Origin of the sequence: Spiroplasma endosymbiont of Amphimallon solstitiale (assembly GCF_964030965.1) — a bacterium.
GTDB lineage: Bacteria > Bacillota_I > Bacilli_A > Mycoplasmatales > VBWQ01 > Spiroplasma_E.
Genome location: NZ_OZ034999.1, coordinates 1,742,233 through 1,762,587, shown reverse-complemented (window position 1 = coordinate 1,762,587; position 20,355 = coordinate 1,742,233). Strand labels below are relative to the sequence as shown.

At 22.1% G+C, this 20,355-nt stretch carries 22 protein-coding genes; 4 read left to right on the top strand and 18 right to left on the bottom strand.

Annotation, left to right across the window (positions count from 1 at the left end; translation table 4 throughout):
• The first annotated feature begins 26 nt into the window (after positions 1-26).
• The 3 genes from AAHH39_RS11100 to AAHH39_RS11090 all read left to right on the top strand — a co-directional run bounded on the left by AAHH39_RS11100 (position 27) and on the right by AAHH39_RS11090 (position 2,942).
• Positions 27-1,265 carry an IS256 family transposase gene (locus tag AAHH39_RS11100; protein ID WP_342219350.1) on the top strand — a complete coding sequence of 413 codons (1,239 nt, stop codon included), beginning with the start codon at positions 27-29 and terminating at the stop codon, positions 1,263-1,265.
• A 666-nt stretch (positions 1,266-1,931) separates the two neighbouring features.
• The gene (locus tag AAHH39_RS11095) at positions 1,932-2,297 is read left to right on the top strand and encodes a hypothetical protein (protein WP_342218116.1); all 366 of its coding nucleotides are present in this window, start codon (positions 1,932-1,934) and stop codon (positions 2,295-2,297) included.
• Between the two features lie 90 nt (positions 2,298-2,387).
• The gene (locus AAHH39_RS11090; RefSeq protein WP_342218115.1) at positions 2,388-2,942 is read left to right on the top strand and encodes a hypothetical protein; all 555 of its coding nucleotides are present in this window, start codon (positions 2,388-2,390) and stop codon (positions 2,940-2,942) included.
• Positions 2,943-3,019: 77 nt separating this feature from the next.
• On the opposite strand, the gene rlmB is transcribed toward AAHH39_RS11090, so the two are convergent.
• From rlmB to AAHH39_RS11015, 15 genes are all read right to left on the bottom strand, one after another.
• Complete coding sequence (rlmB, locus tag AAHH39_RS11085) at positions 3,020-3,760, bottom strand: 23S rRNA (guanosine(2251)-2'-O)-methyltransferase RlmB (protein ID WP_342218114.1); 741 nt, start codon at positions 3,758-3,760, stop codon at positions 3,020-3,022.
• Between the two features lie 12 nt (positions 3,761-3,772).
• Positions 3,773-5,104, bottom strand: coding sequence for a cysteine--tRNA ligase (gene cysS / locus AAHH39_RS11080; RefSeq protein ID WP_342218113.1), 1,332 nt, complete (start codon positions 5,102-5,104; stop codon positions 3,773-3,775).
• A 184-nt stretch (positions 5,105-5,288) separates the two neighbouring features.
• Positions 5,289-6,008 carry a hypothetical protein gene (locus AAHH39_RS11075; protein WP_342218112.1) on the bottom strand — a complete coding sequence of 240 codons (720 nt, stop codon included), beginning with the start codon at positions 6,006-6,008 and terminating at the stop codon, positions 5,289-5,291.
• Between the two features lie 325 nt (positions 6,009-6,333).
• Positions 6,334-7,293 carry a transposase-like zinc-binding domain-containing protein gene (locus AAHH39_RS11070; RefSeq protein WP_342217794.1) on the bottom strand — a complete coding sequence of 320 codons (960 nt, stop codon included), beginning with the start codon at positions 7,291-7,293 and terminating at the stop codon, positions 6,334-6,336.
• A gap of 68 nt (positions 7,294-7,361) precedes the next feature.
• Positions 7,362-7,862 (bottom strand): hypothetical protein, encoded by a 501-nt coding sequence (locus AAHH39_RS11065; RefSeq protein WP_342218111.1) that lies wholly within the window; start codon positions 7,860-7,862, stop codon positions 7,362-7,364.
• A gap of 132 nt (positions 7,863-7,994) precedes the next feature.
• Positions 7,995-9,119 (bottom strand): bifunctional folylpolyglutamate synthase/dihydrofolate synthase, encoded by a 1,125-nt coding sequence (locus tag AAHH39_RS11060; protein WP_342218110.1) that lies wholly within the window; start codon positions 9,117-9,119, stop codon positions 7,995-7,997.
• A gap of 18 nt (positions 9,120-9,137) precedes the next feature.
• Positions 9,138-9,953, bottom strand: coding sequence for a hypothetical protein (locus AAHH39_RS11055; protein WP_342218109.1), 816 nt, complete (start codon positions 9,951-9,953; stop codon positions 9,138-9,140).
• 242 nt (positions 9,954-10,195) lie between these two features.
• Positions 10,196-10,867, bottom strand: coding sequence for a uracil-DNA glycosylase (locus AAHH39_RS11050; protein ID WP_342218108.1), 672 nt, complete (start codon positions 10,865-10,867; stop codon positions 10,196-10,198).
• 12 nt (positions 10,868-10,879) lie between these two features.
• A complete protein-coding gene (locus AAHH39_RS11045) occupies positions 10,880-11,353 on the bottom strand; it encodes a 23S rRNA (pseudouridine(1915)-N(3))-methyltransferase RlmH (protein WP_342218107.1) in 474 nt (157 codons plus the stop codon).
• Entirely contained in the window at positions 11,353-12,165 is an 813-nt protein-coding gene (locus AAHH39_RS11040; protein WP_342218106.1) for a hypothetical protein, read from the bottom strand. Before AAHH39_RS11040 ends, AAHH39_RS11045 begins: the two co-directional genes overlap by 1 nt.
• Positions 12,166-12,370: 205 nt before the next feature.
• Positions 12,371-12,556 (bottom strand): hypothetical protein, encoded by a 186-nt coding sequence (locus AAHH39_RS11035; RefSeq protein ID WP_342218105.1) that lies wholly within the window; start codon positions 12,554-12,556, stop codon positions 12,371-12,373.
• A gap of 69 nt (positions 12,557-12,625) precedes the next feature.
• Positions 12,626-12,790 carry an ankyrin repeat domain-containing protein gene (locus AAHH39_RS11030; RefSeq protein ID WP_342219349.1) on the bottom strand — a complete coding sequence of 55 codons (165 nt, stop codon included), beginning with the start codon at positions 12,788-12,790 and terminating at the stop codon, positions 12,626-12,628.
• A 118-nt stretch (positions 12,791-12,908) separates the two neighbouring features.
• Positions 12,909-13,238, bottom strand: coding sequence for a hypothetical protein (locus tag AAHH39_RS11025; protein ID WP_342218104.1), 330 nt, complete (start codon positions 13,236-13,238; stop codon positions 12,909-12,911).
• 117 nt (positions 13,239-13,355) lie between these two features.
• Positions 13,356-14,300, bottom strand: a complete 945-nt coding sequence (locus tag AAHH39_RS11020; RefSeq protein WP_342217458.1) for an IS30 family transposase — start codon at positions 14,298-14,300, stop codon at positions 13,356-13,358.
• Between the two features lie 336 nt (positions 14,301-14,636).
• Positions 14,637-15,755, bottom strand: a complete 1,119-nt coding sequence (locus tag AAHH39_RS11015) for an Mbov_0401 family ICE element transposase-like protein (protein WP_342218103.1) — start codon at positions 15,753-15,755, stop codon at positions 14,637-14,639.
• Between the two features lie 295 nt (positions 15,756-16,050).
• Here AAHH39_RS11015 and AAHH39_RS11010 point away from each other — a divergent pair, with 295 nt between their 5' ends.
• Entirely contained in the window at positions 16,051-16,332 is a 282-nt protein-coding gene (locus AAHH39_RS11010; RefSeq protein WP_281748185.1) for a hypothetical protein, read from the top strand.
• A 540-nt stretch (positions 16,333-16,872) separates the two neighbouring features.
• Here the strand turns inward: AAHH39_RS11010 and AAHH39_RS11005 are convergent.
• From AAHH39_RS11005 to AAHH39_RS10995, 3 genes are read right to left on the bottom strand one after another with little or no spacing between them, the layout of a single operon-like run.
• On the bottom strand, positions 16,873-18,900 hold the full coding sequence (locus AAHH39_RS11005) for a hypothetical protein (RefSeq protein WP_342218069.1): 2,028 nt from the start codon (positions 18,898-18,900) through the stop codon (positions 16,873-16,875).
• Positions 18,848-19,957: a hypothetical protein gene (locus AAHH39_RS11000; protein WP_342218102.1), complete on the bottom strand. Its 1,110-nt coding sequence runs from the start codon at positions 19,955-19,957 to the stop codon at positions 18,848-18,850. Before AAHH39_RS11000 ends, AAHH39_RS11005 begins: the two co-directional genes overlap by 53 nt.
• 15 nt (positions 19,958-19,972) lie before the next feature.
• Positions 19,973-20,263, bottom strand: coding sequence for a hypothetical protein (locus AAHH39_RS10995; RefSeq protein ID WP_342218101.1), 291 nt, complete (start codon positions 20,261-20,263; stop codon positions 19,973-19,975).
• Positions 20,264-20,355 lie beyond the last annotated feature (92 nt).

Here is a 20,355-nt window from a genome sequence, read left to right as displayed (position 1 = left end):
AAATGACTAGAAAGAGTGAGTTACAGATGGCTAAAAAACAAAATATTAATAATAATGATCCAATATCAAAAGCAGTAGATTTATTATTAGAAAATACTGAAGATTTAACAACAGTTTTTAAAGAAGGGGGTTTATATAAAGAATTAACAAAACGTTTAGTTGAAAAAATGTTGAATTCTGAAATGCAAAATTATTTAGGATATGAAAAAAATCAACATAGTAATACTGAAAATGCTCGTAATGGTACAAGTTTAAAAAAATTAATAACTCAACAAGGTAAAATTGAGATTGATGTACCAAGAGATCGCAATAGTGATTTTACTCCTGTAATAGTTGCAAAAAGACAGCGAAGATTTGATGGTTTTGATCAACAAGTGCTTTCACTATATGCAAAAGGTATGACTCTATCTGACATTAGAATGCAGTTACAAGAGTTATATCATGGTGCTGATATTAGTGAAAGTGTTATTAGTCAAATTACTGATGATGTTATTGATGATGTCAAAGCATGACAAAATCGACCATTAGAAAGCGTTTATCCGATTGTTTATTTTGATTGTATAGTAGTTAAAGTTCGACAAGATAAACGGATTATTAATAAATCAGTTTATATAGCATTAGGAGTTGATTTAGAAGGTAAAAAAGATGTTTTAGGCTTATGAATTAGTGAAAATGAAGGTGCTAAATTTTGATTAGCTAATTTCACAGAAATGAAAAATCGAGGCTTAAATGATATTTTGATTGCTTGTAGTGATAATTTAACAGGCATGTCAGAAGCAATACAAGCAGTTTATCCTAAAACAGAACATCAATTATGCATTGTTCATCAAATTCGAAATAGTTTAAAATATGTTTCATACAAACATCGAAAAACTCTAGTTACAGATTTAAAACCAATTTATAGTGCATGTAGTGAAGAACAAGCAATGCAAGCTTTAGAATCATTTGAAAGTAAATGAAATAAACAATATCCCCAAATTGCTAAATCTTGATATAAAAATTGAGAAAATTTGATGATTTTTATTAGTTATCCTGCAGAAATCAAAAGAGTAATTTATACAACAAATGCTATTGAATCTGTTAATAGTCAATTACGAAAAGTTATTAGAAACAAAAAAGCTTTTCCTAATGATATGTCAGTTTTTAAAATATTTTATTTAGCAATTGAAAATATAACAAAAAAATGAACATTGCCTATTCAAAATTGAAATACAGCAATTGCTCATTTTATGATAAAATTTGAAGACAGAATTAATCTGAACTAGTACTTTGTAAAACAAAGATACACAGATTTCTAAAAAGCCTCGATTTTGTAGCAGAAAATAACTTTAATTTTGTAGAAAAGTAATGATACATGATAAAGTGTTATTTTTAGAGAATTTTTACACTAAATAATGTTACTTTTAACAAATTTTTTAATTAAAAATAATATTTTAAGTGTAAATTGATGAATAATTTTTGGTCATCCATACTTTTCTACATAATTAAAAGAAAATAATGCTAATTTATATAATGCTCCATTAGATATTAATAATGAAACTATTAAACAATATTTAATTCAACAAGAATTTTATAGAAAAAATTGAAATTCAATTTTTAAATTAAGTAAATTAGGAATTAGTGGTTATTTAATTTATATTGCTAATGATGAGTTATATTTTCAAGTCGTTGATATCCAACAAAGAGTTTATGATATTACTGGTAAATTAATTCAATGTACTATTTTTTATGATAGTTATCAACAAAATGCACAAACTGTAAGATTATTTGAAGTTTATACACTAAATAATGAACAAGTAACTATTAATCGTGCAATTTATAGTATTAGTGATAATAAAAAACAATTTCCATTAGATTTTAAATCATTTATTAATAATCCTAATCTATTACAAGAACAAACACTAAATATTAATTATATACCAATAGCAATTATGCGAAATAAAGCAAACGAATTAGCAGATTGTAATAAAGTAATGGATAAAATTAAAGCATTAGATGTTATTTATGAACAAATTGTTTTAGATACAATTTTAAATTCACCCAAATTTATATTTAGTCAAACTTATGGTAATGTTCAATCAACATTAGAAGAAGCAGTAAGAACATTAGTTACTAAAAACTACATATTTAAAAGTGGCGGAGATAATAATGAACAAAACGAAAATATCAATATGACAAATAGTAATTTTAAAGGTAAAAATTTAACTGATATATACGATTGAAATGTTAATGAAATATTTAAACGTTGTGGTATTCATATAGTTACTTTAACAAATAAATTTTATAATAATATATAATATTTATAAAACTTAATAATAAGTTTTTAACTCATTACTTTCATAAAAAGTAAATGAGTTTTTTTATTTTGAAAGGAAAATGTGAAACAGATGTATTTAAATATTTTAAAAAACTTATTTAAACGTAGAAAAAATCATTATCCAAGTAATAACAGTACAGATATTGAAAATAGCGAGTTTTTTTTCTTCTATAATGAACAAAAAATGTTATCAAAATTAAAAAAAATAAGTGAAGAAAAAGATAAAGAATTAGAGAAATTAACTAATGAAAATAATAACACTCCTAAAATAATATTACTTTCTTCAAATATTTTAGAACTAAGATCAAAAATTTGAACTTTGGAAGAAATGTTAGAAAAGAAAATAACAATAAAAATAGAAGAATTAGAAAAAAGTAAAATAAATAAATATAAAAATTTTTTTATTAAATTTTTTACTTTTTGAATTAAAGATAAAAACAAATGTATTAATAATAAAATAAATAAGATAAATTCTGACTATACAAATATTAAAAACAATTGTAAAAAATTAGAAAACCATTTAATTGATCAAATAAATATATGCAAAAATTTAAAAGAAAAAAAATGAAAATTTTCAGAACCAAATCTAATAAATAAAGAAAAAACATTTACACCTAAAATATAAAAGTATCTTTTTAAAAAAAATAATATTTTATTTTTTCATAAATTTAAATATTATCAAAAAATATAGGTTCTTAAAATTTACGATAATTTTAACGTTTCAACGTAAATATAGTTTGCAATAATACCACAAGCAACGCTAGCATTAAATGATTCTATTTTTGGACTTATTGGTATTTGAACAATATAATCGGTATGTTTTAATAACTTTGGACTTATTCCTTCACCTTCATTACCAATAATTAATGCTAAGTTGCTACTACAATCAATAGTAAAATAATCAATTGCTTTTGCTGTTTTAGCAGCAGCCAAAATTCAAAATTTATATTTTTCTTGTAAATTATTAATTGCGGAAGTTAAATTATTAACTTGACAAATTGGAATAATACTTAGAGCACCGGCTGCAGCCTTTGCAACTGCACCATTTATTTCAGATTGATTACGATTTAAAACAATTACACCATCAAAGTCATTACCCGCTGCAATTCTTAACATTGAACCAAAATTATGTGGATCAGAAATACGATCTAAAATTAAAATTCTTAAAAATTTAGATGTTGAACCAATATTAATTAATTCATCAAAAGAAAAATATTGATAGTCTTTAACATTAGCAGCAATATTTTGATGTTTAGTAGTACCTAATAAATTATTCATTGCTTGTAAACTAATAATTTCATAAGGAATATTTACACTTTTTAAATTTTTTTTCAATTCTTGGTACTTATCTTGAACTAAAAAAACTTTTTTAATTTTTATTAATGATGATGTTGATAATGCAGCAATAATAGGGTGATAACCATAAATATATTGTAATGCCATAATTTTGCTCCTTTAAATAATATTCAAATCTTTTAATTCTTGACGAATTTTATCAGCTTCTTGGTATTGTTTTTCTTTTTTTAGTTGTTCTCATATTTTAATTTTATTTTTAATTTTTTCAGAATAATTACCAACTTTAAAATCAAATCCTAATATTTTTAAAGCAAAGGTAAAAGTATAAAAAATTTCTTGAAATTCTTCATTAAAATTTTTTTTAATAAGTGCTTCATTTAATTTTTTAATCATATTTTCAATTAAAGTAATAGTATTAGTTGTATCAATATTATTTGATAAATTTTTAATAATTTGTTGATAATAAATTGAATGATGATTATTATTACATATTATATTGTTAATAAATATTTGATATGTTCATTGTTTTAAAACATTTTCATATTTTTTTGTTGACACTAATCCATTTTCAATTGTTTCCTTATTAAAATCAATTGGTTGTTGATGATCACGATTTAATATTAAATATCGCAATACATTCGGGTGATGTTGCTGACAAAATTCTTTAACCAAAATAAAATTATTTAAAGATTTTGACATTTTTTCATTAGCAATATTAACATGACCATTATGTCATCAAATATTTGACATTTTTTTATTATTAGCTGCAACAAATTGAGCTCGTTCATTTTCATGATGAGGAAATTTTAAATCAACACCACCACCATGTAAATCAATAGTTTGACCATTAAATAAATCCTCAACAAAACAAGCACACTCAGTATGTCAACCAGGTCTTCCTTTTCCTCACGGACTATTTCAACTAATACCTATTGTTGTTGATTTTCACAAAGCAAAATCTAGATTATTTTCTTTAGTAACTAAATTTTTAATTCTAAAATTTGGAATTAAATCTTCAATATTTTTATGTGCCAAACTTCCATAATCTTTTAACTTATTAACTTTAAAATAAACATCACCAGCAGTAACATATGCATAATCTTTAATAATTAATTTATTAATAAATTCAATAATCTTTGAAATATATTCACTTACTTTTGGTAATTTTGTAGGAAAAATAATATTTAATTTTTCTAAGTCTTCATAATATGCTAACGTATATTTTTCATTAACTTGTTGTTCTGTTATTTTTAAATCCGCAGCTTTCTTAATAATTTTATCATCAATATCAGTAATATTATGAACATAATTTATTTTATAATTTTGATGAATTAACAAACGATGTAAAACATCAAAAACAAGCACACCACGAATATTACCAACATGAATATAGTTATAAACAGTAGGACCACATAAATACATATTAACTTGCTTTTTATTAGGGGCAAGCAGCTGCAATCTTTGTGAAAAACTATCATAAATTTTAATCATTTAATTAACCCTTCTTAATAAAGTTTAGTTTTCATATACTCTATTATACTGTAAAGAATATCAATCTGTAACAAAATAATTTTTTAAATTTAAAACTCTCTTTAACAAAGAGAATCATTAATAATTAAAAAAGTATTAATTATTTGAAATTTCATAATTTTTGATAGATATCATTTTTATGTTTTTATTTTTTTTCATTTATATATAAATTTCCTTTATTAGCAGAAGTTATTGTTCCTATATAAATAGTATCATTAATATTTGTTAAACTTCAAACTGCACCATTAGTATTCTCTCAACCAAGCATCAATCCAAAACTTTTATCAGCTTTACTTTTATATATTTTTCCTTCACCATTATTATTTGTTATTCCTACATAAAGTGTACTATCAACATTTGTTAAACTTCAAACTTCACAATTAGTATTTTTTCAAGTAGAAACCGGCTCAATCTTAGCATTAATATCATTAGTATTTATTTTATATAAATTTCCCTTTTTACTAGTAGTTGATGTTCCCACATAAAGCACACCATTAATATTTGTTAAACTTCAAACTGCACCATTATCTTGTTTTCAATTACTCATTAATTCAAATTTGCCATCACTATTACTTTTATATAAATTTCCTTTACCAAAAATTGATGTTCCCACATAAAGCACACCATTAATATTTACTAGAGCATGAACTGCACCATTATTATCTTCTCAATTAGAAACTTTTTTAAAATTAGTAATAGTACAAGATAAAGAAACTTCATTTTTATAAGTACCTTTACCATTAATAATAATTTTTGTAATGCCAATAAAACTTTTAATATCAAAATCATCTTCAGTTAGATCGATTGCTTCTTTATTTTTATCTTTAATAGCTTTTAAAATTTCAGATTTATTTGGTTTGTCCAATTGACCAATGTAAATAGTACCTAATTTCTTTTTAATAATAACTGTATTTAAATCAGTTTTTTCTTTTAATTATGTAGAAAAGTATGGATGACCAAAAATTATTCATCAATTTACACTTAAAATATTATTTTTAATTAAAAATTTTTTAAAAGTAACATTATTTAGTGTAAAAATTATCTAAAAATAACACTTTATCATGTATAATTACTTTTCTACAAAATTAAAGGTTTTTTCTTTTAATTATGTAGAAAAGTAGTGGTAAAATAAAAAAAGTCATCAACTTGACTTAAAATTTGATTTTATTAAATTTTGGGATTTATTTTTTTTACAAACTGAAATATAACACATTGGATTTTTGATAAGGGGTTAATCCGTAGTGTTGATATTTTCATTTCCATAAATTGAGGTAATTTTGAATATTGGTAAATCCAATGCCATGGTAATGAGTAATAAATTCTTTTAAACTTGATTGTATTTTACTGACATTACTTAATTTTTTATAATTTAATTCTTTATTTTCTTTTGATTTAAACTGCTGGATAGTGGATTTAGTTTGTTTAGCTACTGTATCATATAATACTTGCATATCACAAACTATAATTGAATTTTCTTCGATAAGTTTCGATGTTAAGTTTTCTTGTACTCATTTTTTATTTAATCTTTTAGTATTTGTTGTTTGAGCATAGATATTTCGGTTTTCATCAATTGCCATTTGAATACAACAATTTAAATCTTTAGCATTTTCTTCAATTCATTGTTTTCTTGGATCATTTGGATCTTTAAAGTTTCCTTTATGAATTTCTTTGATAAAAGTTTCGTCAACTTCAATTCTAGCTTTTAATTTTACAAATTGATTTTGTGTTTTTACTAATTGTGTTGATTTCATAAATTTTTGACGATTAAATCAGGCAGTTTTATTTGTAGTATTAATAAATTGAGAAATAATGTAAGCAGATTGACCTAAAGTAGCTATTTGTATCAATAAATCTCATTGATCATGAGATAAATGACTTCAATAAAAATAATGATTTTTAAAAGCATGAAAAGTAATATTACAACTTTTACATTTATATCTTTGCTTATAATCTTTACTACCATATTTAGTACACAAAAAAGAACTACAATCTGGACATTGAATCCCTTTCTCTTTGAATTTTTGTTCGACTGCTTCAAATTTTTCTTTTTTCTCAATTTGTTTAATTCTAGTTTTATTTTCTCTAAAAATCTCAATAAAATCTTTATCAGACAAATTATTTAAAATTTCTTTTACTGTATTTTTATTCATTTAAAATCACCTCTTTAATATTAAAAATACCATATAAAAATATATTTTTGCTAATTTTACTAATACCACTACTTTTCTACAAAATTAAAGGAATAACAAGTAATAATTAAAAAAACATTAACCGTTAAATCAATAGGATATTTTATAACTCTTAATGGAAAATACATTAATCATAAAGGTGGTAATCCAGGAAATAATATTTTTAATGCAATAGGATCAGTACCAGTAATAATTAATGAAGTAATAGCATAAGCAATTGGCAAATATCAATAAAATGTCTTTTTACTATAATAAATTTTACTAAAATTTAATACTAAATAGTAAGGTAATATACATCATAAAATACTAGTAAAAGTAAAAAATAAACATGGTGATGCACCACCAGTACTAAATAATAAACCTAAAAAATCACTGGCAATACCACTAAGAAATCCTAATATTCCACCACAAAAGAAACCTATTAAAACTAATATAAAATTACCCAATTTAATTTCAAAATATTTAGAAAATGGTAAACTTTTTAACATTAAAGCACCTATTGTATTTAAAGAAACAGCTAATGCTAACATTATTCCACTTAAGCAAATAAATTTTATTTGCTTTATCTTTTTTTTATTATCTTTATAATCAAAAACTGTGATCAATAAAAAAGTAATTAAAATTAACACTCCACCAATTATATTCAATAACAACACATTCATTTAATTACCACCCTTTTTTATCATAATTATTTTCTTTGTTCTTAAATAATTAAGAACATCTGCTAAAAAATAACAAGAACCCGTAATTAAAATTATTTTATGAGGGCTACATTCAATCATTTTTTGATAATCAAAAAATTCACCAGTAATACTATTTAAATTACTATTACTACAAATAATAATATTATCTGAGACTTTTTTTAAACAACTAATTAATTTTTGTGGATATTTATTTTTTAAACAAGAAAATATAATTTGTTGAGGAATAATTTTATTAATTTTTAGCGTTTTAATTAATGCTTTAATACCATCAATATTATGAGCAGCATCAAAATAAATAGTTTTATCATTAATTTGATATTTCTCAAATCGTAATCTAATATTAGTATCATTAATGATTTTTAAAGCTTGTTTAATATTAATTTCTAAAAATGTTTTTGAAATTACTGTTAAAACTAATTTTTTATTTTCTTGATAGTATGGTTGGTTGATTAATCTTGGAGAATATATAGGTTTATAACCTTCCATATCAATTTGCTTTTTTAATTTATTATTTAAATTACCTGAAATAAAAAGATTTTTTGTCGTTGGTTTTACTATTCCCAATTTTTGATGTAATATTTCAGATGTAGTTTTACCAAGTCTATCTTGATGATCTTTACCAATTGAAGTGATAATAGCATATGTTGCATCAATGATATTTGTAGGATCAATTTTTCCACCAATCCCAACTTCAATTATTGCTCATTGCACATTTTGTTCTTGAAAATAAATTAATGCAATTAAAGTTAAAATACCAAAAAAACCTAATTGATAATATTCAATATCATCAAAAATCAAGTCTCTAATACGAACTAAATCTTGATTACTAATCATTCTATCATTAACAATAATTCGTTCATTGACAAACTCAATATGGGGAGAAGTAAACAAACCAATTTTTTGTTTTGAGGTTTGTGATAATATAGCAAAAATTAAACGCGATACTGAACCTTTACCATTTGTTCCAGTTACATGAATATACTTAATATTATTGTTTAAATACTTTGGACTAATAATTTTTAATTTTTTTAAACAATCTTTATTTGAATATTTAGATATTTTTTTAAAAAATTCTTCATTCATATTTTTAAAATCCTTTATTTAATAATTATTATTATCAATATTAATTAAAGGATTAACAGTTCTTCAAGTCACATAAATTATAATTGAATTAATTATAATTTTAAGAGGTGCTTGCACAATTCTCATAATTGCTGTTACTCCATAATCCTTGGCATTAGGATCAAATAAAGTCATATCAGCATAGGAGGCTATAAGCACTGTTGTTACATACTCGGCTACTACCGCTAATAAAATAATTGGTAAAATTTCTTTAATTCTATAAATTTCTTTTTTCAATAAATAATAAAATAAAACACTATAAATACTTAATAGGCCAATAATGCCACCACCACCCATAATACTAGCCAGAACATATTTATTAACAATAATTCCTGACATAGAATATGATAATTGCTTACCTGAAATAACAATATACATGCCACCACAAGCAAAGAAAATAATAAAAAAATTAATTAAAGCAAAAATAACTCATGGATAATCTTTTAGTTTTACTTTAAATATTCCAGCAATTCCTGCCAAAAAACCAGTAAAAATAATACAAAACATATAATAAATGCTAATATATGAAGGAACAAATAACATTACTAAAATATCTGTTACTGCAGCACAAATAATACCTATAATTGGACCAAACATATAACCGGTTATTTTAATCATTAAACCCTCAAAAGCAATTCTAATTGGTGGTAATACTGTAATGGGTATCGTAATAGAAACAATAATAGTTGCCACAACTGATACCGAAGATAACATTGTTATATAAGCAATATTTTTAGTAGTAAAACGAACACCTTTATATTTATCTTTACGAAATCATTTTCAAAAACTATTCATTAAAATATATGCTAACATTATGCTACTTAAAGTAATAATTAAATAAATAGCTGTAGATCTACTAAATAAATTTAAGGTATTTAAATCATATCGTTGAGAAAATATGTGATTAAATATTAAATTATTGGGCATTTAAATAACCACCATTCCCGAAATATTCTTTAAAACTATATTAATTTTAACAAATATATCATAACATTGTTTGCTTAAATACATATAATAAAATTAGTATTTTTTTATTTTTATCACTTAATGGGAGTTTTATTTTTTGAAATCAATCAATTATTAGTTTTGCTAAATGGTCTTGAATTAAAAAAACCATTATAAGCACTTAAAGGTGAAGGATGTGCACTCTCAATAATAAAATGTTTTTCTGTATCAATTAGCATTTTTTTATTTCTTGCATTTTTACCTCATAAAATAAAAACAAGATTAGTACAGTTTAAATTTAAAAATGATAAAACATGATCAGTAAAAGTTACTCATTGATATTGTAAATGACTATTAGGTTGACTTTGTCTGACAGTTAAAGTTGTATTTAAAAGCAAAACTCCCTGTTTAGCTCAAGTTGTTAAATTACCATCATTATCTTTTTCAATATTTAAATCATTTTTTAGTTCTTGAAAAATGTTTTTTAAACTTGGTGGTAATGGAGTATTTGTTTTAACACTAAATGCTAAGCCATGAGCTTGATTTGGCTGATGATAGGGATCTTGACCTAATATTATTACTTTAACCTTTGATAAAGGAGTTATTTTAAAAGCTTGAAATATTTCTTCTCATTGAGGATAACAAAGATAAGTTTGATATTCCTTTTTAATATCTTCTAATAATTTAGTAAAATATGCTTCTTTATATTCTTGTTGAAAAAATTCTAATCATGAGGAATCAACAAATAAAGTTTTATTATACATTTCTTTCACCTACTACTTATGATAACTTTGATTATTAAGTATTTGTAATGAGCGATATATTTGCTCTAATAAAACAACATAACATAATTGATGAGGTAATGTTATTTTACCAAAGGAAATTTTAATTAAATTAATATTGTCTTTTAATATTTGTGCTACACCATTACTACCACCAATAATAAAACCAATTTTACCTTGTTGATAAATTTGATTTTTATTAATCATCTGTGATAATTCTTCACTACTTATTAATTGTCCTGATAAATCTAATAAAAATCATTGATAATCATTATTCTTTGATATGTATTCGGTGATTTTATTGGTTTCAATTTTAATATTATTAGGAATTGAATTTAATTTAGATTCGATAATATTTTTTGTTTCAATATTAGTTCGCTTTTTAATTCGTTCTAAATAATCTTTGGCGGCTGATTTTCAATATGTTTGTGACAACTGGCCAATACAAACAATTTTAATATTTATCATTATAATTCTGAAAAAGCCATGTTATTTATTCTTTCATGAACCACTTTATCTGGGTTACGAAAATCAACATCACCCAAAGCTTTATCAATAGTATTTGGATTAATAACAACTATTTCTTTTTTATTTTTATCAACATATAAACTAAAAATTACATCAATTTGAATATTAAAATCAATTTTAAAAGTCTTGTTCATTTTTGAATCTTTCATTATAAAGAATAAATGAATTCAACCTTTTTTAATAATGGTTTTATTTTTATCATCTTTAAAGTCAGTAATTTTTGGTGAAACAATACTAGTTTTAGCAACTTTTGAAGGATTTTCTGCTTCTGTTGCTGTTTCATATGTAACATATCAATAACCATAATATTGCTGTTTACATATATCATTATCAGTTAAACCAAAAACTAAAAGACTTCCATTTGCATCTTTACAACTAAATGGTTCATTCATTACTTTATCTGGATCATTATTAACATTATAATTAATACTCTCATAATTACCTGATTTATATTGATCACTATTATAAAAATCCCTAGCAGCATCTGTAACTTCTAATGCATTACGATCAATTCTAATTTTGTCTGCTGCTAGTTGCATAAATGCAGTAAGTGGTTTGTATAAAAGTTTAGTATCATATTGATAGTATTTATTATAAACATAATCAACTAACGGATCACCATCTTTGTTTGATGGCTCGTTTTTAAAATTTGTTTGAATGTTTGAACCATCTCCAGTACCACAAGCCACAATAGTACTCACAGAAGAAGAAAGTAAACTAAGTGTTGAAAATAAAGTGATTAATTTACGCATTTGATTGTTATTCTCCTTAAACTAAATAATAATTAAATATTCACTAAGAATTGTAACTTATTTTTTTATAAAAAGCAAAAGGAAATTCATATAGGTAAAAATACATTTTTTAAAATTAAAATATTAATGTTTATTTTAATATTTTAATAAAATTATTATTGTCATAAAAGGAATTAAAAATTATATATTTTTTTATCATTGATAATTACTTTTGCAAATCTATTTCATCTTTAAAATAATCAGATTTATTAATTTTTTGTTGAAATTTCATTGCTTCTTCATATATTGGTAACTTGTCTTTATTTTCTTTTAATATACTTTCATATGTTGGTAATCTATCTTCATTTTGTTCTAAAATTTCTTCATCTAAAATATCGTTAGTATTTTGCATTAAAAAAATTAAAGACTTCCAAATGATTATTTCAAACGACTAACATTAAAACATTATGTCCATATTCATTTACTTGATAAAGATTTCATTATTATCTATTAAATACTTAACTATCTCTAAATCATTATTTTTGATAGCTAACATCAAAATAGTGAAACCATCTTTAATTACATAATTTATACTAACACCATTCCTAACTAATAATTTAACTTTTTCTAAGTTATTATTCATAATGGCTTGTATTATTTTCTCATTTTTCTTATTAATAAATACTCTTATTTTTTCCTAATGTACTTTTTTCTCTCTTTCTATAAATTAAACTTGATACAATAATAAATTTAATCTTATTAGTTTAAATTGTATTTAATATTTCTGCTTTTGTTTCCAAAGGTAATTGAGATTCTATTAAGCCCATATTCTCTCATTTTTGTTTGCTTGCATTTTTTGATTCTTCTGATAAAGGTTGCTGTAACTCTGGAATTTCAGTACTTATTAATTTTCATACTTCATTTAAAGATGTTAATTTTATTTCTTCTTCATTTAATTTATTTTTAATTTTTTGTTCTTCTTTTTTTGAATTTTTTTTATTTAAACTATTTTTTAAATTATCACAATTTTCAGTAGTTTTTTTAATTTCCAATGCAAAAAAATCCTTTAATTTTGTAGAAAAGTAATGATACATGATAAAGTGTTATTTTTAGAGAATTTTTACACTAAATAATGTTACTTTTAACAAATTTTTAATTAAAAATAACCATTTTTATATAACCTGAATTGTAAATATAAATGGGACAGTTTTTTAAAATAATTGTATTAAATCTATTGGTCTTTTATAAGATAGTGATTTTCTGGGTGTAGAATTAATTTGAAATGCTATAGTATTTAAATCTTTTTGTTTATATGAAGATAGATCTGTAGATTTTGGTAAATATCTTCTTAAAATACCATTATTATTTTCATTTAAACCTCTTTGACAAGGTTTACCAGGATCTGCAAAATAAATCTTAACATTACAATTTTTTTCGATTAATTTTCATTTACTAAATTCTTTACCACGATCAAAAGTAATAGTTTTAACTGTTCCTTTTTGTAACTTTGAAATAAATTTTATTATACTTTTTGTAATATTTTCTGATTTATTATTTTTAGTTGCTAAAGGAATTGTGGTTTTTGATCATATATCAGCTAAAGTAATAATAGAACTTTTATGATCTTTACCAATGATAGTATCACCTTCTAAATGACCAAATTCTTCTATATTTTTAATATTAGGAATGATTAAATTTCTTTCATGAATAGACTTACAATTATTAATTCTGCCCCTAGTTTCTTTTTGTTTGTGAGGTTTATTTTTTCCTTTTCTCAATAAGTTATTTTCATCAAAACCCATTCGATTTGTTTTAAACATGTTATATAAAGTTTTTGTTGAAATACTTTTTATTTTATTTTCCTTTAAAAAATTAGCAATTATATCAAGAGCATAATTTTTAGTAATTAACAAATGATTAATAGTATTAATTTCTATTAAAGTTAAAATTATTAATTTTCTACCTGCATTTTGTTTATTTTTTTGAATTTTATTCAATATTTCTAATGGTAATAAGTTTTGATTTAATAATCTACAAACTCTATGTACAGTTGATTTACTATAATCAATGGCTTTTGCTATTTTACGAATCGAAAATCCATAACTTTTATATTCTTTTATTGCTATTATTGATTCAATAGTCAGATACTTATACATTGTGCTAATTCCTTTCTTTTCTTAATTATAGAATTAACACAATTTAATTTTTATATAAGTGTCCTTTTTAATTTTACAATTCAGGTAAATAAAAAGGGACGGTAACAAAAACGGAGGATATAATTACTTTTTAAACATTTCTTTTAAATTATAGACAAGAAATAATTGTAATTATATGCAATTGTAAATAAATATTACTACTAAATTAAATTAATTTCAATTAAAATACAAATATTAAAAAATCAATAAGAAAATTTAATATAAATACACAACAAAAATTCTTATTAACTTTTAATTAATAAGTTTTTAATATTTTAATAAAAATAAAAATTTTGATTATGTTTTAGAATTCACAAGATTACACCTAAAAATAACCATTTTAATATAAATATCTATGCTATATGTTCTATTACCAAGCATTTCTTTTAAAATATATCAAATATTACTTTCAGCAAAAGTACCAATATTTCATTTTGCACCTTGATTTTCAATTCCTTGTTTATTATTTTTAAAATATTGTTTTTTTAATTTTTTATGATTTTTTAATATTTTATTCATATACTTTATTAATTCATCATATTGACCATTTTGAATAAAGTTTCTACAAGTATTATATTCTTCAAAATATTTTCCTTTGTTTCCAGCAATAATTCCTACATACAACTTTTTAACTAAATGGAATTTATCTAAAACAAATTGTGCATCTAAATAATTAGCAACATCTTTAATTCATTCTGCACTATCTCCACAAATAATGATTTTTGCTTGGTCAAAATTTTCAAAAAATCTATTTCCTTGTTCTAAAATAAATTCAGCAGTTTTTTGAACTCCAATTTTAGTTTTTGTTGGTCTTATTATTACATCTACTCTTTTATTAACTAATTTATGATTAACATTATCTGTACAAAATAACACTAAACGCATTGAATATTTACCAGAATTTCGTTTAAATTTTCAAAACTTTCGATGTCCATCATCAATACTAATATAAATAAATTGATTTAGTTCTAATTTTATTTTAGGAACATCTAATTTACTAACTTGATATTCTTGAAATAATCTACTAATACTTGTTGTGCTAAATTTTGTTTGTTTCATAGTATGTAAAATGTCAATATACCTTTTTCCATCTGCAAAATGTTCAATAACATTATTTTTGATATCTTGACAAGTCCTTTTGTATTTAGGTAATTGCAATTTTTCATCTAATAAACAAATAGGAACTCATTTTTTTAATTGTTCATCATAATATTTATAATCACGACATTTATAAGTAACAAGACCATTGATAGTATTTCTAGTTCTTGTTTTAATTTTAACGGGGATATATTTTCTATCTCTTTCTTTTAAGATTCTTCAATCTGTTTTTTCTCATTGATTTTTTACATCATCTCTAAATGATTGATACATTCTTTTTGTTGCTTCTTTTAAAGTTCATAAATAATTAAAACTCATATTTTTTCTCCTAACTTTTTTTAAATTTTAAATTTATTGTAAATATATTTAAAAAATTAATTTACTTTTTTATTATAAACATATATAAGTGTAATTTAAAATTAAATCAAAACTTTTTAAAAAACGACTTTCATATTTAAAATATAATAAACAATTTCAATATAATTAATAGTATAGGTATCATAAAATAAACGCCTTTAATTTAGGCGTTATTTTGCATTTAAAAGCATACTTGTAAAAATAATCAAAAATAGTACAATTTATAAGTAAAATTAAGGGAAAAGGAGAATAAATTATGATTAACAAAGAAAAAGAAAAAGAATTTTGAAAAAAATATGAACAGCATATCAAAGATAATAAATGTCAGTTTGTAATGTCAAAATTTTGTAATAGACCTGCTAACAGAAATTGTATAATGTGTGATTATCCTGCTTGTGCCTATTGTTTTAGATTAAAGATGAATGATAGATATTCACGTTTTTGTTTTAATTGTTTAAAAGATACTTTTGAAGAAGAAGATATTGAAAAGTTCATGGATATGCTTTTAACAGACAACAATACAAAAAACTTACATTAATAGTAAAAAAAGGAGTAATTAAAATGCAAGATAGTAAAGAAATATTAAAAAATATACAAAATGAAGTTAAACAACAACAAGAAAAAATAAACTCTAAAATAAAAAAATGAATAAAAAGAAATTTCTTTTAATTATGTAGAAAAGTATGGATGACCAAAAATTATTCATCAATTTACACTTAAAATATTATTTTTAATTAAAAATTTGTTAAAAGTAACATTATTTAGTGTAAAAATTCTCTAAAAATAACACTTTATCATGTATCATTACTTTTCTACAAAATTAAAGGAAATTTCTATAAAATAACAACTATTATAGCATTAATTTTTGCATGTATTGCCTTAGGCTTTGCATGTAAAGACGGAAGACAAAAATTAAATTTTTATTTAAAACCAGACCATACAGCAGTCTGGGGGGGGCAACTATATGAGAACACAAAAGAAATGATTTTCGTAAAATATATTTATATTTTGGAATTAATCCTTCTTTAAAAGAAGATATAAAATGGGATGGTATTTATCCAGATGGATATTTTGATAATTAAATCTCTAGATTTATATAAGAAATATTTTCATTATATTTATCAAATAAATTAATATTTTTTAAATTTATTTCTTGTTTATTAGTAATTAAAATAATATCATAATTTCCAGAACCAAATATGCCACTAATTTCTACCCGATTTAAGTTATTAATCGGGTTTTCAATTTGTAATTCAAATTCACTATTATTATCAATTTGTGAAATTTCTTTATAAAATTCTAATTTAGAAAATAATTGTGATTTATTTGAACCATATAAATTTAAAAAATTTTCAATTTTATTTTTCTCAATAATTACTCTTGTAAAGTATTTTCCATATTCACCATTTCCTAATGTTCAATCAGCAGGGATTAAGGAAGGTATGTTATTACTTTCTAATTCATTAGTAATAGATAATCAGTTAAATTGATTATCATCTAGTTTAAATAGTTCATTTTGACTAATATCATTATTTTTTAATTTAATATTATTTATATCTGTAAAATCAAAATACTCAGATTTTAATATTACTTTTACATCCTTAAACTCTCAAACTTTATCTGGTGTAGAATGAATAGGATTTGATTTTAATTCAAAATAATATGGTAATAATAATTTATAATCATCATTTAATCCTTTATTAATTGATAATGTTGAATAAATATATTTTGATAACATAATAACTAATTGTTTAAAACTTTTAATTTGTGGTAAACTAACATAATTTGGATAATCTAATTCTCATTGTTTAAATAAATTAGTAATAACTTCATCAGGTTTTTGTCCTTCAAACTTAGCACGTAATTTAGCAATATCTCAGTTTACATCATCTTGATTAAAAGATACACCATCAAAATTTCTATTATATGTATACGTATAAGTTAACATATCTAATAATACTTTTTGTAAACTATCAACTGTTGGCGCATCTTGTATTTCAATTTCTATATCGTCAAATCTGTTATTGGTTGCAACATATTGATAAAATTGACTTTCACCCGGAAAATTTCAAACTTCTTTGTCTTTTAATTCTTTTTGTTTTTTCAATGGTCACTGACCATTTCAAACAGTACCCATTTCATAACCTAATCAAGCATGTGTTACTCTTGCATTATTAAAAATTTCTTTTCTTGTTTTAGTACCACCACCAATAGCAATTAAATCTAAAACTGATTTTTCTTGTCCTATGAATTGTTTTGCAAGATTTCAAGGTAATATTTGTTCACTAAATCATTGTTCTAGAATTCTAACTTTTGGTTGAGTTTCAATAGGCATTGATAATAACGGAAATGCTATCTTATCTTTAACAAATAACTTTGGGTATACTTCCATATTGTCAACTTCACCAAGCACCTTTATATTGCCGAAAATCATGCTTCTAGGGGCTTTAATTTTTAAACCAATTACTTTGGTATCTTTATCTAATGGTTTTTGTAATTTAATAATTATTGGATAACCATCTCTTGTTTTAAAATCTTTAATTTTAATAATAGTAATACTTTTAGTACTTCTAGTTTTTGGATTTTGATAAGGTTGTGAATAATTATTAATAATATATAAATTATCAATATTATTTTCATTTAATGGTTCATTAATAGATACTGCATATAATTTAAATTGATTTAATAAATTTATTTCTTGAAAAATTAAATTTTTAATATCAGTCATACTATATTCAATAGTATTATCATTAATATTAGTACTTGCTCTTTGATTTAATTGCATAGTAAAGTCTGATGTTTCAACAGCAGTAGTTTTTAATACTTTATCAATATCAATAAAACCAATTTTAATAGTATTTGCTGAAAATTTTAAACTATTATTTTCATTATTTTTAAATAAACGTTCAATTTCATAAATATATATAGTTCTTTTTTTAAATTCATCATATGCTCTATTAATATCTGGGTCACTAGTAGCACTCATCATATTTGTAAAATCATAAGGAATATTATCTATTAAATAATCATTTTCTACTTTTGCTTGATTAAGTTTAGTTTGCTTCTGTTTCTGTGGAAATTTGGTTTGTGGTTTGTTGTTGTCCATTGTTTTCTCCTATTAATTGGTTATTTTCTGGATTAAATAATTTTAGTTTAACTGTTAAATTATTAATTTCTTGATCATAATTAATATTAAATGTTTTACTATTTAATAAATCTTTATCAATTCTCACTAATATTTGAATAAATTTAAGAATATCAATATTAAATTGTCATAATTTTTGTTCAATATAATTAATAGTTGAAATATTTACTGCTGTACTTTCGGGAACTGATTGTTGTGCAGATTTCTTTTGACTTGGTATATGAATACCACAACGTTTAGATATTTCATTAACATTTCAATCGTATATATCAGTTAAATTTTTACCTTTAAAATTACTATTTGTCATATTGATATTTTCGTTTTGTTCATTATTATCTCCACCGCTTTTAAATATATAGTTTTTAGTAACCAAAGTTCTTACTGCTTCTTCTAATGTTGATTGAACATTACCATAAGTTTGACTAAATATAAATTTAGGCGAATTTAAAATTGTATCTAAAACAATTTGTTCATAGATAACATCTAATGCTTTAATTTTATCCATTACTTTATTACAATCTGCTAATTCATTTGCTTTATTTCGCATAATTGCTATTGGTATATAGTTAATATTTAATGTTTGTTCTTGTGATAAATTAGGATTATTATTATATATTCTAAAATCTAAGGGAAATTGTTTTTTATTATCACTAATACTGTAAATTGCACGATTAATAGTTACTTGTTTATTATTTAATGTATAAACTTCAAATAATCTTACAGTTTGTGCATTTTGTTCATAATTATCATAAAAAATAGTACATTCAATTAATTTACCAGTAATATCATAAATTCTTTGTTGTATATCTACTAATTGAAAATATAAATCATCATTTGCAATATAAATTAAATAACCACTAATTCCTAATTTACTTAATTTAAAAATAGAATTTCAATTTTTTCTATAAAATTCTTGTTGAATTAAATATTGTTTAATAGTTTCATTATTTATTTCTAATGGAGCATTATATAAATTAGCATTATTTTCCTTTAATTTTGTAGAAAAGTAATGATACATGATAAAGTGTTATTTTTAGAGAATTTTTACACTAAATAATGTTACTTTTAACAAATTTTTAATTAAAAATAATATTTTAAGTGTAAATTGATGAATAATTTTTGGTCATCCATACTTTTCTACATAATTAAAATTATTTTCTGCTACAAAATCAGTAAAATAAGTTTCATGATTAAAATCATTAAAACCAAAATAATTTAAAATTGAAGTATGTGTACTTTTATTTTTATTAGTTAAAAATTTTACTTTTTCATTTTGATTATCACTAATATTACTTTTTTCTTTTCTTTTAAATAGACTTAACATAATATTCACCACCTTTCTAAAATATTTGATTAATTTTTAATACAATTTTTACTATAATAAATATAATTAAACCCGCTATTGCTGATGATAAA